11 protein-coding genes, 2 tRNA genes and 1 pseudogene are annotated in these 12,726 nt (G+C 71.1%); 6 read left to right on the forward strand and 8 right to left on the reverse strand.

Annotation, left to right across the window (positions count from 1 at the left end; all coding sequences use genetic code 11):
- Positions 1–48: 48 nt before the first annotated feature.
- Entirely contained in the window at positions 49–1,530 is a 1,482-nt protein-coding gene (gene leuC, locus JOE63_RS15425; protein WP_204543772.1) for a 3-isopropylmalate dehydratase large subunit, read from the reverse strand.
- A 161-nt stretch (positions 1,531–1,691) separates the two neighbouring features.
- Between leuC and JOE63_RS15430 the strand changes: the two genes are divergently transcribed.
- The 3 genes from JOE63_RS15430 (at position 1,692) to JOE63_RS15440 (ending at position 3,737) form a co-directional block, all read left to right on the forward strand.
- The gene (locus tag JOE63_RS15430; RefSeq protein ID WP_024840729.1) at positions 1,692–2,411 is read left to right on the forward strand and encodes an IclR family transcriptional regulator; all 720 of its coding nucleotides are present in this window, start codon (positions 1,692–1,694) and stop codon (positions 2,409–2,411) included.
- Between the two features lie 190 nt (positions 2,412–2,601).
- Positions 2,602–2,769: a hypothetical protein gene (locus JOE63_RS15435; RefSeq protein WP_167550992.1), complete on the forward strand. Its 168-nt coding sequence runs from the start codon at positions 2,602–2,604 to the stop codon at positions 2,767–2,769.
- Positions 2,770–2,771: 2 nt separating this feature from the next.
- Positions 2,772–3,737, forward strand: coding sequence for a PH domain-containing protein (locus JOE63_RS15440; RefSeq protein WP_204542464.1), 966 nt, complete (start codon positions 2,772–2,774; stop codon positions 3,735–3,737).
- Positions 3,738–3,919: 182 nt separating this feature from the next.
- On the opposite strand, the gene JOE63_RS15445 is transcribed toward JOE63_RS15440, so the two are convergent.
- Positions 3,920–3,992: transfer RNA gene (locus JOE63_RS15445), tRNA-Glu, on the reverse strand.
- 99 nt (positions 3,993–4,091) lie between these two features.
- Positions 4,092–4,163: transfer RNA gene (locus tag JOE63_RS15450), tRNA-Gln, on the reverse strand.
- 201 nt (positions 4,164–4,364) lie between these two features.
- Here JOE63_RS15450 and JOE63_RS15455 point away from each other — a divergent pair.
- On the forward strand, positions 4,365–5,144 hold the full coding sequence (locus JOE63_RS15455) for a class I SAM-dependent methyltransferase (protein WP_204542466.1): 780 nt from the start codon (positions 4,365–4,367) through the stop codon (positions 5,142–5,144).
- Positions 5,141–5,779 carry a hypothetical protein gene (locus JOE63_RS15460; RefSeq protein WP_204542468.1) on the forward strand — a complete coding sequence of 213 codons (639 nt, stop codon included), beginning with the start codon at positions 5,141–5,143 and terminating at the stop codon, positions 5,777–5,779. Before JOE63_RS15455 ends, JOE63_RS15460 begins: the two co-directional genes overlap by 4 nt.
- Positions 5,780–5,809: 30 nt before the next feature.
- Here the strand turns inward: JOE63_RS15460 and JOE63_RS15465 are convergent, their stop codons facing one another.
- Positions 5,810–6,736: a LysR family transcriptional regulator gene (locus tag JOE63_RS15465; RefSeq protein WP_204542470.1), complete on the reverse strand. Its 927-nt coding sequence runs from the start codon at positions 6,734–6,736 to the stop codon at positions 5,810–5,812.
- 70 nt (positions 6,737–6,806) lie between these two features.
- Here JOE63_RS15465 and JOE63_RS15470 point away from each other — a divergent pair, with 70 nt between their 5' ends.
- A complete protein-coding gene (locus tag JOE63_RS15470) occupies positions 6,807–7,982 on the forward strand; it encodes a YeiH family protein (RefSeq protein WP_204542472.1) in 1,176 nt (391 codons plus the stop codon).
- A gap of 127 nt (positions 7,983–8,109) precedes the next feature.
- On the opposite strand, the pseudogene JOE63_RS15475 reads toward JOE63_RS15470, so the two are convergent.
- The 4 genes and pseudogenes from JOE63_RS15475 to gltX form a co-directional block, all read right to left on the reverse strand.
- Positions 8,110–8,394 (reverse strand): annotated as a pseudogene (locus JOE63_RS15475) (HAD family hydrolase); the annotation flags it as partial.
- Between the two features lie 39 nt (positions 8,395–8,433).
- Positions 8,434–10,188, reverse strand: a complete 1,755-nt coding sequence (locus tag JOE63_RS15480; protein ID WP_204542476.1) for a GmrSD restriction endonuclease domain-containing protein — start codon at positions 10,186–10,188, stop codon at positions 8,434–8,436.
- Positions 10,189–10,209: 21 nt separating this feature from the next.
- Positions 10,210–11,010, reverse strand: a complete 801-nt coding sequence (locus tag JOE63_RS15485) for an HAD family hydrolase (protein WP_204542478.1) — start codon at positions 11,008–11,010, stop codon at positions 10,210–10,212.
- Positions 11,007–12,539 carry a glutamate--tRNA ligase gene (gene gltX, locus JOE63_RS15490; RefSeq protein WP_204542480.1) on the reverse strand — a complete coding sequence of 511 codons (1,533 nt, stop codon included), beginning with the start codon at positions 12,537–12,539 and terminating at the stop codon, positions 11,007–11,009. Before gltX ends, JOE63_RS15485 begins: the two co-directional genes overlap by 4 nt.
- Positions 12,540–12,726 lie beyond the last annotated feature (187 nt).

The following is a 12,726-nucleotide window of genomic DNA, read 5'->3' on the forward strand; positions in this document are numbered from 1 at the left end:
CCTCTTCGAGTCTTCGGGGCGACGAGTGGGGCGGCGCGGTGCGGGTGCTCAGACCTGCACGAGGACGTGCGGGTCGAGCGGCGCGAGCGGCGTGCCGTCGAAGGACGTGATGTCGGTGCCCTCGGGCAGGTCGAGGTCGCTCAGCGAGGAGAGCGTCCCGCGGAGCGCGGTCGCGGCGGCGACGAGCGGCGACACGAGGTGCGTGCGCCCGCCCTTGCCCTGGCGGCCCTCGAAGTTGCGGTTCGACGTCGACGCGGCGCGCTCGCCCGGCTGGAGCTGGTCGGGGTTCATGCCGAGGCACATGGAGCAGCCCGCGTTGCGCCACTCGGCGCCGAAGTCGAGGAAGATCTTGTCGAGGCCCTCGGCCTCGGCCTGGAGGCGCACGCGCGCGGACGCCGGGACGACGAGGACGCGGACGCTGTCGGCCTTCTGCTTGCCCTGGACGACCTTGGCGACCGAGCGCAGGTCCTCGATGCGGCCGTTGGTGCACGACCCGATGAACACGGTGTCGACGGGCAGCTCGCGCAGCGGCTGGCCGGGCGTGAGCCCCATGTACTCGATCGCGCGCTCGGCGGCGACGCGCTCGTTCTCGTCCGCGATCTCCTCGGGGACGGGCACGGTCGCGGAGATCGGCAGGCCCTGGCCGGGGTTGGTGCCCCAGGTGACGAACGGCTCGAGGTCGGACGCGCGGAGCGTGACCTCCGTGTCGAAGACGGCGTCGTCGTCGGAGCGCAGCGTGCGCCAGTACTCCACGGCCGCGTCCCAGTCCGCGCCCTCGGGCGCGTGCGGGCGGCCCTTGAGGTACTCGAACGTCGTGTCGTCCGGGGCGATCATGCCGGCGCGCGCGCCCGCCTCGATCGACATGTTGCAGATCGTCATCCGCGCCTCCATGGAGAGGCTGCGGATGGCCTCGCCACGGTACTCCAGGACGTAGCCCTGGCCACCGCCGGTGCCGATCTTGGCGATGATCGCGAGGATGATGTCCTTGCTCGTCGCACCCGGGGGCAGCTCGCCGTCGACGTTGATCGCCATCGTCTTGAAGGGCGCGAGCGGGAGCGTCTGGGTCGCCATGACGTGCTCGACCTCGGAGGTGCCGATGCCGAACGCGAGCGCGCCGAACGCGCCGTGGGTCGAGGTGTGCGAGTCGCCGCACACGACCGTCAGCCCCGGCATGGTGAGCCCGAGCTGCGGGCCGACCTGGTGCACGATGCCCTGGTCGGCGTCGCCGAGCGAGTGGATGCGGACGCCGAACTCGCGCGCGTTGTTGCGCAGCGTGTCGATCTGCGTGCGGCTGGTGAGGTCCGCGATCGGCAGGTCGATGTCGAGCGTCGGGGTGTTGTGGTCCTCGGTCGCGATCGTGAGGTCGGGGCGACGCACCTGACGGCCCGCGAGGCGCAGCCCCTCGAACGCCTGGGGGCTGGTGACCTCGTGCACGAGGTGGAGGTCGATGTAGAGGAGGTCGGGCGACCCGTCGGTGCCTCGTCGCACCAGGTGCGCGTCCCAGACCTTCTCCGCCAGCGTGCCGGCCATGTAGCTCATCTCCTCGTCGTCTGTCACGGTGCTCCTGGGGGGTATGGAGAACCGCCTGGGTCGATCGTCCGCCGTCCGGCAGCCTGCCGGGGAGAACGTCCAGCGGGTGGAACATCCGTGCCGGACTTGCATCTCAGTGCGTGAGACGTCAATATCGACCTATGGACAATACTAGCGGAGTCGGAGTGCTGGACAAGGCGGCCTCCGTCCTGGGCGCCCTGGAGTCCGGACCGGCCACCCTCGCCCAGCTCGTCACGGCCACCGGCCTGGCCCGCCCGACGGCGCACCGCCTCGCGGTCGCGCTCGAGCACCACCGCATGGTCGCGCGTGACATGCAGGGCCGTTTCGTCCTCGGCCCTCGGCTCAACGAGCTCGCGACGGCGGCCGGAGAGGACCGCCTGCTCGCTGCCGCGAACCCCGTGCTCACCGCGCTGCGCGACCACACGGGCGAGAGCGCCCAGCTCTACCGCCGCCAGGGCGACCACCGCATCTGCGTCGCGGCCGCCGAGCGTCCGGTGGGCCTGCGCGACTCGATCCCGGTCGGCGCGACGCTCACGATGAACGCCGGCTCCGCGGCGCAGATCCTGCTCGCGTGGGAGGAGCCCGACCGCCTCCACCGCGGCCTGCGCGAGGCCGTCTTCACGGCCACGATCCTCTCGGGCGTCCGACGCCGCGGCTGGGCCCAGTCCGTCTCCGAGCGTGAGCTCGGCGTCGCCTCGGTGTCCGCGCCCGTGCGCGGGCCGTCCGGTCGCGTCGTCGCGGCCGTCTCCATCTCCGGCCCGGTCGAGCGCCTGAGCCGCCAGCCCGGCCGCCTGCACTCCGGGTCCGTCGTCGCCGCGGCGAACCGCCTCACCGAGGTGCTCCGCCGCGCGGGCGAGTAGCCGCCGCGTCGAAGGACTCGCGTCGAGGGCGCGGGGTCGGTCCCGGTCGGCGTGCCGCGGGCCGCAAACGGGACGTGCCCTGTCAAAATGTGACCGGCTGCTGCCATGCTGTGCGTGCCCCGGCGCCGGACGGCTCGGTGGCGGCAGGGGGCGAGCCTGACCGTCCGAACCCGAGACATGAGGAGTCCCGATGCATCCGAAGGTGAAGATGACCCTGATCTGGGTCCTCGTGATCTTCGCCGTCTACGCGGTCATCAGGAGCCCCGACCGCGCCGCTGACATCGTCGAGGGCATCTGGGACGTCATCCTCGGCGCCTTCAGCTCCATCGGCCAGTTCTTCAACTCGCTCCTGGACTGACCGTGGCCAGCGGCCGTCCTCGCAGCAGGATCCTCGACCGCTACGTGCTGAGCGGCGAGCGGGTCGTGGTGGCCACGCGCCACCACTGGGGGATGCTGCTCGAGCCGGTCGTGACCACCGTCGCGGGAGCGTTCCTCGTCGCCTGGCTGGTCGTGCAGGCCGGGCCGGCCGTCGGCGACGGCGTGCTGTTCCTGTGGTGGCTGTGGCTGGTCCTCGCCGTGCGCCTGGTGTGGAAGGTCTTCGAGTGGCGCAACGAGTGGTTCGTCGCCACCGACAAGCGCCTGCTCCTGCTGTACGGGCTCATCACGCACAAGGTCGCGATGATGCCGCTCACCAAGGTCACGGACATGAACTACGGGCGTTCGCCCGTCGGGCGCGTGTTCGGCTACGGGCAGTTCCTCCTCGAGTCCGCCGGGCAGGACCAGGCGCTGCGCCAGATCGACTGGGTCTCCCACCCCGACGCGACCTACCGCCTCCTGTGCGACACGCTCTTCACGCCGGGCAGCCGCCCCGGCACGCCGCCCGGAGGCGGCTCGAGCGCGTCACCGGCCCCGCCGAGCGTCGTCGCCCCGGTGCCCGTCCCGCCGTCGGGACCACGCGCACCGCAGCCGGCCGAGCCCCCGCCCGTCGCCCCCGCGCCGGCGTGGGACGGGCACAGCCCTGCGACGACGCCTCCCGTGCCCGCCCCGCCCCGCGCCGACGAGCCGGTGGTCGTCGTGCCGGGCAGACCCGTCGGGGAGTCGAGCGGCCCGACCCAACCGCTCCCCGTCACCGGGCGCCGCGAGGGCGCACGGCACGACGCCGGGCACGACCGCTGGGACGACGAGGCCCACGGGGACGACGAGCCCGGCTGGGCGGTCTCCGGCGAGCACCGGGCGACCTACGTGCCCGTCATCCACCCGCGCCCCACGCCGACGCCGATCCCGAAGCCCTACGAGCCCGGCCCGGGTCGCGACGGCGCGCCCTGACGGCATCTCGGGGACCGCACGAAGGGTCGTGCCCGCACGACGATCGACCTCCACGGCCTCGCCCGCGACCTTCGTCACACCGGCGCGCGCAGCAGCGCGAGACGTCGCGTCGCGCGGCGCTGAAAGCCCCTGCGCCCACGACAAAGGCCCGGTCACCGTGATGGTGACCGGGCCTTTCTCTGTACCCCCAACGGGATTTGAACCCGTGTTACCGCCGTGAGAGGGCGACGTCCTAGGCCGCTAGACGATGGGGGCCTGTGGATCTTCGTACCGTTTCCGGTCCGTTTCTCCGTCGAGAACTCTACCTCATGTTTCGGGCGGTCTTGACCGCTCGATCTGAGCCGGAGCTCTTCGCTGGGGTACCAGGACTCGAACCTAGACTAAGTGAACCAGAATCACTCGTGCTGCCAATTACACCATACCCCAAGGGGGTAACCAGCCACCGTCGGAGAGCCGTCACGACGAGTCGAGACTCGTCCCCTGGCTCCCTCTTGTGGAGGTCCCACCGGCCGAGAACATTACCGGACATGACGACGCGGACCAAATGCGACCCGAACCGCCGAGCTCGGGCACGCGGAGCGCGCCTCCGGGTCGACGCGCACCGCCGCCGTCTGGCACCGTCGAGGCATGAGCGCAGGAGACTCCCCCGACCCCGGCTCGCACGCCGACCGCGCCGCGTCGTTCGAGCAGGGCGCCGCCCAGTACGCGTCCACGCGGCCCTCCTACCCGGACGAGGCGGTCGACTGGCTCCTGCCCGACGGCGCCCGCCGCGTCCTCGACCTCGCCGCGGGCACGGGGAAGCTCACCGAGCGGCTCGTCGCCCGCGGGCTGGACGTCGTCGCCGTCGAACCCTCCGACGCGATGCGTGCGCGCCTCGCGGAGTCCGTCCCGGGCGCGCAGGCCCTGCCCGGCTCCGCCGAGTCGATCCCGCTCCCCGACGCGAGCGTCGACGCCGTGCTCGTCGCCCAGGCGTGGCACTGGTTCTCCCCCGCCGCCCAGCCCGAGATCGCGCGCGTGCTGCGCCCCGGCGGGCGCCTCGGCATCGTGTGGAACGTGCGGGACGACGCGGTCGACTGGGTCGACCGGTTCACGGAGATCATCCACCGGGGCGACACCCTCGAGCACAGCTACCGCGAGCCCCTGCTCGCCGGGCAGCTCTTCACCCCGCCCGAGCACCGCACGGTGCCCTGGGCCGACCGCGTCCCGACGTCGTCGCTCCGCCCGCTCGCCGCGTCGCGCAGCTACCTCCTGACGCTTCCCGACGCACGCCGGGAGGAGCTGCTCGGCGAGATCGACGACCTCGTCGCGACCCACCCGGACCTCGCGGGGCGCGCCGAGGTGGACCTGCCGTACCGCGCCGAGTGCTGGCGGGCCGACGTGGTGGCAGCCCCGCCGGACAGCGCGTGAGCACCCGTCCCGACCGCTCCCCGGACGCCGTGACGGGCGACGACGTCCGGACGGCGGCGCGCTGGCTCACGGACCACCTCGTCCAGCACCCCGTGTCGGCCTTCGACGCGCAGGCAGGTCCGGTGCGGTGGTCGTGCTGGACGACGGCGGAGCACGTCGTGGACGACCTGCTCGCCTATGCCCTCCAGCTCGCCGCGCTCCCACGCCTCGCGTACGTGCCGCTCGTCGGGCCGCGCGGGGAGGACGAGATCGCGCACGTCGACCGCGCGGCGGGGACGGCGGGCCTGTGCGAGGCGCTGCTCGGCGGCGGCGAGCTGCTCGCGACCCTCGCCGAGACGCGGCCGGTGGCCGCGCGCGCCTACCACCCCTACGGGACCTCCGACGCCGCCGGCTTCGCGGCGATGGGCGTCGTCGAGGTGCTCGTGCACGGCCACGACGTCCTGCTCGGGCTCGCGGGCGAGCACGTGCCGTTCCCCGCGGGCCTCGCGCCGCGGGTGCTCGCACGGCTCTTCCCGGACGTCGACCCGGGACCGGACGAGGACCCGGACCTCCTGCTCCTGTGGGCGACCGGGCGCGGCGAGCTGCCCGGCCGGCAGCAGCGCACGCGCTGGCGCTGGGACGCGTCGGTGCGCTGAGGCGCCACAGCGCCCCGGGGCGGGGACCGGTCAGCCCGAGGAGACGGCGGCCGCGGCCGCGATACGCCGGGCGGCCGAGGAGAGCGCGGTGCCGTCCTTCCACACCATGCGCAGACGTCGGTCGAGCTCGAGCCCCGGGACGGCGATCCGGACCAGAGAGCCGCGCGCGACGTCGTCGGCGACGGCGAGGCTCGACAGCACGGCGACGGCACCGCCGTGCTGCACGGCCGTCTTGAGCGCCGCCGTGGAGCCGAGGTAGGGCAGGTGGTCGGGAAGCCGCTGGCCGACCGCCGCGAGACCACGCTCGAGCGTCTCGCGCGTGCCCGAGCCGCGCTCGCGCACGACCAGCCCGCCCGCGAGCAGCTCGTCGACCCGCAGCGCGCTCCGCCGCGCCCACCGGTGCGCCGGTCCGACGACGACGACGAGCCGGTCGTGCGCCACGGTGCGACTGCGCAGCCCCCGACGCAGCGTCGCGCTCTCGACGAAGCCCAGCTCCACGGCGCCGTCGAGGACGAGGTCGGTCACCTCGCGCGAGTTGCGCACGACGAGCTCGACGTCGGGCGCTCCCCCACCGGGGCCCGACCCCTCGAGCGCCAGGCGCGCGAGCCAGCGGGGCGCCAGGTACTCGGCGACCGTGAGGCTCGCCGCGACACGCACCCGGGCGGCCGGGGCGTCGCGCAGCGCGGCGACCGAGGTCTCGAAGCGGTCCGACGCCTCGATCACCTCCCGCGCCCACGCGGCGGTGGCGCGGCCCGTCTCCGTGAGCCGGGAGCCGCGCGTCGTGCGCTCGAGGAGCTCGAGCCCGAGGCGGCGCTCCAGCGCGCGCAGCCCCGCCGACGCCGTCGGCTGGGCTACTCCGAGGGACCGCGCCGCGGCGCTGATCGAACCGTGCGAGTCGGTCGCGACGAGCAGCTCGAGCGCGGAGAGCGAGGTCCGGTCGCGGGAGGTCTGAGCCATAGGGCCACTCTATGGGTTGCGAGGCAGATCGCTCTTCCGCGGCGTCGTCGCTCGCAGCAGGCTCGAGAGCATGGCCCCTCCCGCACCCCGCACGACCCGCACCACACCACCCGTCGCGGCGGCGAGCGCGTCCCGCCGCACCGCGGGCTCCCGTGCGCTGCTGCCCGGCCTCGGGCTGGTCGCCACGGCGACGGTCGTCGTGCTGCTCGGGGCGCGGCTCGTCCCGACGGTGTCGCCGCTCGTCGTCGCGCTCGTGCTCGGTGCGGTCGTCGCGCCGGTGCTGGGCCGGGCGGGCAGGACCCGGCGCGGGACGGTCGCGGTCGCCTCGACCCGACCCGGGGTCGCGTGGACGTCCCGCGTCGTCCTGCGCACGGGCGTCGTGCTGCTCGGGTTCCAGCTCTCGGTGCCCGAGGTCCTCGCGCTGGGCTGGCGGGGGCTCGTCGTCGTCACGACGACCCTCCTCGTCACCTTCACGGGCACGCTCGCGCTCGGTCGCGCGCTCCGGGTGCCGCGCGTCACCACGCTGCTCGTCGCGACCGGGTTCTCGGTCTGCGGGGCCGCGGCGATCTCGGCGATGCAGGGCGTCGTCGCCGGCCCCGGGCGCACCCCCGGTCAGGTCCGCGAGGACGACGACGGCGTTGCCGCCTCGCTCGCGCTCGTCACCGTCTACGGCACGCTCGCGATCGTCGCGCTGCCGTGGCTCGCGTCGGTGGTCGGCCTCACCGACGGCCAGGCCGGGCTCTGGATCGGCGCGAGCGTGCAGGAGGTCGCCCAGGTCGTCACGGCCGCCGGGACGATCTCGGACCCCGCCCTCGCGACCGCCACGGTCGCCAAGCTCGCGCGCGTCGCCCTCCTCGCCCCGCTCGTCGCGGTCGCCGGCGTCGTCGTGGCCCGCGGGGCACGCCGAGCGGCCCTCGCCCGGGCCGGCTCCGCCGGCGCGGTCCACCGCGACGTCTCGGGTACGACGACGGACGCGGCCCCGCCGCGGGTCGCACCGGTGCCGTGGTTCGTCGTCGGGTTCGTGGCCGCGGTGGCGCTGCGCAGCCTGGGCGTCGTGCCGGCGCCCCTGCTCGCCGCGCTCGCGACCGCGACGACGCTCGCGTTCGTCGCCGCCATGTTCGCGCTCGGGCTCGGCGTGGACGTCCCGTACCTGCTGCGCACGGGGCGGCGCGCGCTCGTCCTCGGCGCGCTGTCGGCGCTCCTCGTCACGACGACGGCCCTCGTCGGCGTGCTGCTCCTCACCTGACCGGTCCCCGCCGGCGGAGAACCCTGGTCACGCGAGAAAGAACCGTGGTGGCGCGAGGTAGAGCCCTGGTAACGCGAGGTAGAGCCCTGGTCATTTGACCAGGGCTCTACCTCGGCAGACCAGGGCTCTACCTCGGCGTGGGGGCCTCGGCGCGGGCGGGGACGGCGATGCCGAGGGTCGCGGGCAGGTCGGCCAGGGCGTGGACCACGTGCACGCCCGACGCGCGGGCCGACTCCGGGTCCTCGGGGTGCGGGCCGCCGCGGCGCGTGCCGGGGCGGTCGAGCCAGACGCCGACCAGCCCGGCCGCGAGGGCGGCGCGCGCGTCGACGTCGAGCTCGTCGCCGACGTACGCCGTGCGGGCCGGGTCGGTGCCGAGCCGGCGGCACGCCTCGGCGAACACGCGGGGGTCGGGCTTGCCGGATCCTCCGAAACGACAGCCGCTTCGGTTATCTCACATGAACCGCTTCTGCACGTTCAGAAGATCCAAGCCCGCAACCTCAACCGTTTGGTCTCCCTCACGCACAAACACCTTGTCTCCGAGCGTCGATACGTCCGACTGCTCCGGAATCCTAACTACCAGAACTCCAAGGCCGTAGTAGTCGGAGTAGGCAAGACTAGACAGCACACTCCCCTTCAAGGGCTCGGAGAGTTGCGAATTAGCAATCGCATTGCGTATGCGCTGAACATACGCCTCCACGTTCTCGCCTAGCACCTCGGTCTCGCGCCGAATCCCAACCACGCGGCGTCGACCGACAGCTCGTGGCTCTATTTGATAAAGAGCCTGAACCCGCTCCGCATCGGCCAGTTTGTCCGCAACTCCAAAAAACACTGTCCCAGAGCGAAAACGCCCATTGTTTGCGATCGCGCAGATCGTCTCCAAGAGGCGCTCCAGCACACCCGGATCGAGAGTCTTTGCCTCGTCGAGGCGCAGCAGTCCCTGTTTCAACTCGTAGTGCGGCGCCTCGATCTCGGACCGGCGAATCGCCTCATCAATATCGAACGAGGTGTGATCACCGTAGATATCCGTGTGGTCACCCGAAACCAGGTGTGGGCGAACGAGCCCCTTGATGATGTTGACGTTCTTGCGACGGTCCTCTGGGGAAGTGGAGCCTCTACTGGTGTCAACGTGCTGGTTCAAGTTGTGCAGAGCCTCCTTTACGCCACGATAGTCAGCAACCTTCGTATTCTCGCCGATCAGCAACTCATGCAGAGCGAGGAAGACGACGGCGAATAGTGCAGGGAACGCGTTCGTGGTCCTTCGCTGAAACAGCAAATCTCGGAGATTTCCCTGACCGCTATTAACGATAGACTGAACCTCGTCAACGACAAACTTGAACTCGGCGGTCACCTTGGCCGAACCGTATGCTTGCAGGGCCGACTCAATCCGGTCGGCCTCCACGCCATCAGCATAAATTGCGTCTAGCGCATCCTTAGAACGCTCTACCAGACTTCCGCCAACGACAGAAGCGACAATATCTGCGATGCACTGCTCGTCCATCGAGTCCCGAAGGTCGGTTGATCTCAGCACTCCATTCCGAACCCAGAAAACTTCGCTCGCAGATACTTCATATCCGTGCTTGCTCTTGGGCAGGTCAATGCTGATCGTCGGCATGTCCACCAGGCCGAGTTCAGGACTAGACACATCACCCCTGATCTCGCAAGCAAGGTCGCGGACTAGACCAGAGAATTCGTTCTGAACTCCGGCCTGTCGTCGCTCCTGATCACTTAGCCGATGCCCGTAGGTGTTGATGCGGCCAAAGACGTCGTCGATCTCGCTTGTCGTCGCGCCACGCATCACAGATATGGCTAGATTGTAATCGAGGAACGTACCTACCTCGCGTGAACTCAATAGCGCCACGTCTGTCTTTTGCTCAAAAACGCCCTCGGACGCCCGCGTGTTTGCCGTCGGAAACTCTGGCAGGTTGAAGTACCGGCCATCCAAAGTGGAGAACTGCATCTCGATAAAGGACATGAGCGAGTGAATCCGCTGGAGACCATCGATCACTTCGTACCCTCCGCCATCCCGCTCTGCGAGAAGGACTGCAGGGATTGGGTACTTCTTTAGTACCGACTCAACTAGTCGCTGCTTCTCTTCCAGGGTCCACACAAGCTTGCGCTGGTAACGCCGATTAACCCATAGTTGACCTTCGGCGTACCAAGCATACAGAGACTGGATTGACTTCGGCTGCGAGTCGAGTTCGGCCACGTCGACATAGTGCCATGCCTGTCAAGCCGACGAGGAAGTTGACCGCGTCGCGGCTGGAAGCGCGAGCGAGCGCGCGGCAAGCAACTCGGTCAGTCTGGCGATCGTCACAACTCCAGCGCGTCCGGCCGAATCAATCTCAGATGTGGTGACGCGCCCTCGCCGGGTGCCAGGTCGGTCGAGCCATACGCCCAACAAGCCCGCCTTAATCGCTCCGAGCGCGTCGACGTCGAGTTCGTCGCCCACGTATGCCGTTCGCGAAGGATCGGTACCGAGCCGTCGGCAGGCCTCCAGAAAACAGGACGGGTCGGGCTTGCCGAAGCCGAGCGTGTCGACGCCGACGAGCAGCGGGACGTCGGCCAGGCCCGCGGCGGCGAGCTTGCGGGTCTGCAGCTCGACGCGCGCGTTGGTCAGCGACCCGACCCGCACCCCGGCCGCGACGAGCGCGTCCACGACCGGTCGCGAGTCGTCGAACGCCGCCCAGGACGCCTCGAACGTGCCCCAGAAGAGGTCCTTCCAGTCCACGTACGCGGCGTCGTCGAGCAGCGCGCCGCCGAACGTCGCCTGGAGCTCGTTCGCGCGCGCCATGCGCTGCGCGTCGAAGTCGACCTCGCCGCGCGTGTACGCGCGGTAGTGACCGTTCGGGTCGGAGCGCCACAGCGCGAGGACCTCGTCGTACCGCTCCTCGGGCAGGTGCGGGAGCCAGACGCGCGACGCGGCGGCGATCGACTCGGCGAACGCGGCGCGCGTGTCGACGAGCGTGTCGTCGACGTCGAACAGGACGCCCTCGACCGCCACGGGGGTCGCCGAGACGCCGTCCGTCACAGCGCGTCCCGCAAGCGGACGAGGCGCTCCAGCGTGGAGCCCTTGCCGAGCAGCTCCATGGACTCGAACAGCGGCGGGGAGACGCGGCGGCCCGTGAGCGCGACGCGCAGCGGCGTGAACGCGAACCGCGGCTTGACGCCCATGCCCTCGACGATCGCGTCGCGCAGGCGCTCCTCGATCGCGGCGGTGACGAACTCGCCGTCCTGCAGCACGTCGAGCGCGGTGATCGCGGCGGCGAGGATGTCCTTGGCGTCGTCGCGCAGGGCGCCGCGCGCGTCGTCCTCGACCGTCAGCGCGTCGTCGGCCGTGAAGAGGAAGCCGAGCATGCCGACCGACTCGCCGAGCAGAACCATGCGCTCCTGGACGAGCGGCGCGGCCGCCGTGAGGATCTCCTGGTTGCGCGGGGAGAGGTCCGCGAACGAGTCCGCGGGGACCAGGCCGCCCGCGTGCAGGTACGGGACGAGGCGGTCGCGGAAGTCCTCGGGCGCGAGCAGGCGCACGTGCGTCGCGTTGATCGCCTCGGCCTTCTTGAGGTCGAAGCGCGCCGGGTTGGGCAGCACGTCGTGCACGTCGAAGGCCTCGACCAGCTCCGTGACGGTGAAGATGTCGTGGTCCGGCGAGATGGACCAGCCGAGCAGCGCGAGGTAGTTGAGCAGGCCCTCGGGCGTGAAGCCGCGCTCGCGGTGCAGGAACAGGTTGGACTCGGGGTCGCGCTTGGAGAGCTTCTTGTTGCCCTCGCCCATGACGTAGGGCAGGTGGCCGAACTCCGGCATCACCTCGGCCACGCCGATCTCGAGCAGCGCCCGGTACAGCGCGATCTGCCGCGGCGTGGACGACAGCAGGTCCTCGCCGCGCAGCACGTGCGTGATGCCCATGAGCGCGTCGTCGACCGGGTTGACGAGCGTGTAGAGCGGCTGGCCGTTGCCGCGCACGAGCGCGTAGTCCGGGACCGAGCCCACCTTGAACGTGATCTCGCCGCGGACGAGGTCGGTGAACGTGATGTCCTCGTCGGGCATGCGCAGGCGTAGCACCGGCTCGCGCCCCTCGGCGCGGAACGCGGCCTTCTGCTCGTCCGTGAGGGTGCGGTCGAAGTTGTCGTACCCCTTGGTCTTGACGCCTGCGGCGGCGTTGCGCGCGTCGGACTCCTCGGGCGTCGAGAACGACTCGTAGACGTACCCGCCCTCGACGAGCCGCGCGATGACGTCCTGGTAGATGTCCGCGCGCTGCGACTGCCGGTACGGCTCGTGCGGACCGCCGACCTCGACGCCCTCGTCCCAGTCCAGGCCGAGCCAGCGCAGCGCGTCGAGGAGCTGCTGGTAGCTCTCCTCGCTGTCGCGCGCGGCGTCGGTGTCCTCGATGCGGAACACGAACGTGCCGCCCGTGTGCCGCGCGTAGGCCCAGTTGAACAGCGCGGTGCGGATGAGCCCGACGTGCGGCGTCCCGGTCGGGGACGGGCAGAAGCGGACGCGGACGGGCGAGGAGCCAGGTGCGGGGATCACGGTGCCCAGCGTAGTTGCCCGAGAGCGCACCGCCCGATAGTCCCCCGCGTCCGAGCTCGTCGGGCGCCAGAGCTCGAGACCGTTGAGGAGCTGCTGGCCGAGCGGGTAGGGAAAGCGTTCATGGTCGGCTGCCGTCTGGACGAACCGTCGAACCACATCCCGACGCAGCCGGTCCTGGACCGCAGAGGCGTCTGCGCACAGATAGACCGACGTGAGG

Source organism: Cellulosimicrobium cellulans (assembly GCF_016907755.1).
In the GTDB taxonomy this organism is placed as follows: Bacteria; Actinomycetota; Actinomycetes; order Actinomycetales; family Cellulomonadaceae; genus Cellulosimicrobium; species Cellulosimicrobium cellulans_D.

Excerpts from the sequence above, each read along its gene's own strand:
- JOE63_RS15455 (WP_204542466.1), top strand. The coding sequence starts at position 4,365 with ATGAGCGCAGGAGACTCCCCCGACCCCGGCTCGCACGCCGACCGCGCC.
- JOE63_RS15465 (WP_204542470.1), bottom strand. The coding sequence starts at position 6,736 with ATGGCTCAGACCTCCCGCGACCGGACCTCGCTCTCCGCGCTCGAGCTG.
- JOE63_RS15430 (WP_024840729.1), top strand. The coding sequence starts at position 1,692 with ATGGACAATACTAGCGGAGTCGGAGTGCTGGACAAGGCGGCCTCCGTC.
- JOE63_RS15435 (WP_167550992.1), top strand. The coding sequence starts at position 2,602 with ATGCATCCGAAGGTGAAGATGACCCTGATCTGGGTCCTCGTGATCTTC.
- JOE63_RS15470 (WP_204542472.1), top strand. The coding sequence starts at position 6,807 with ATGGCCCCTCCCGCACCCCGCACGACCCGCACCACACCACCCGTCGCG.
- leuC (WP_204543772.1), bottom strand. The coding sequence starts at position 1,530 with ATGGCCGGCACGCTGGCGGAGAAGGTCTGGGACGCGCACCTGGTGCGA.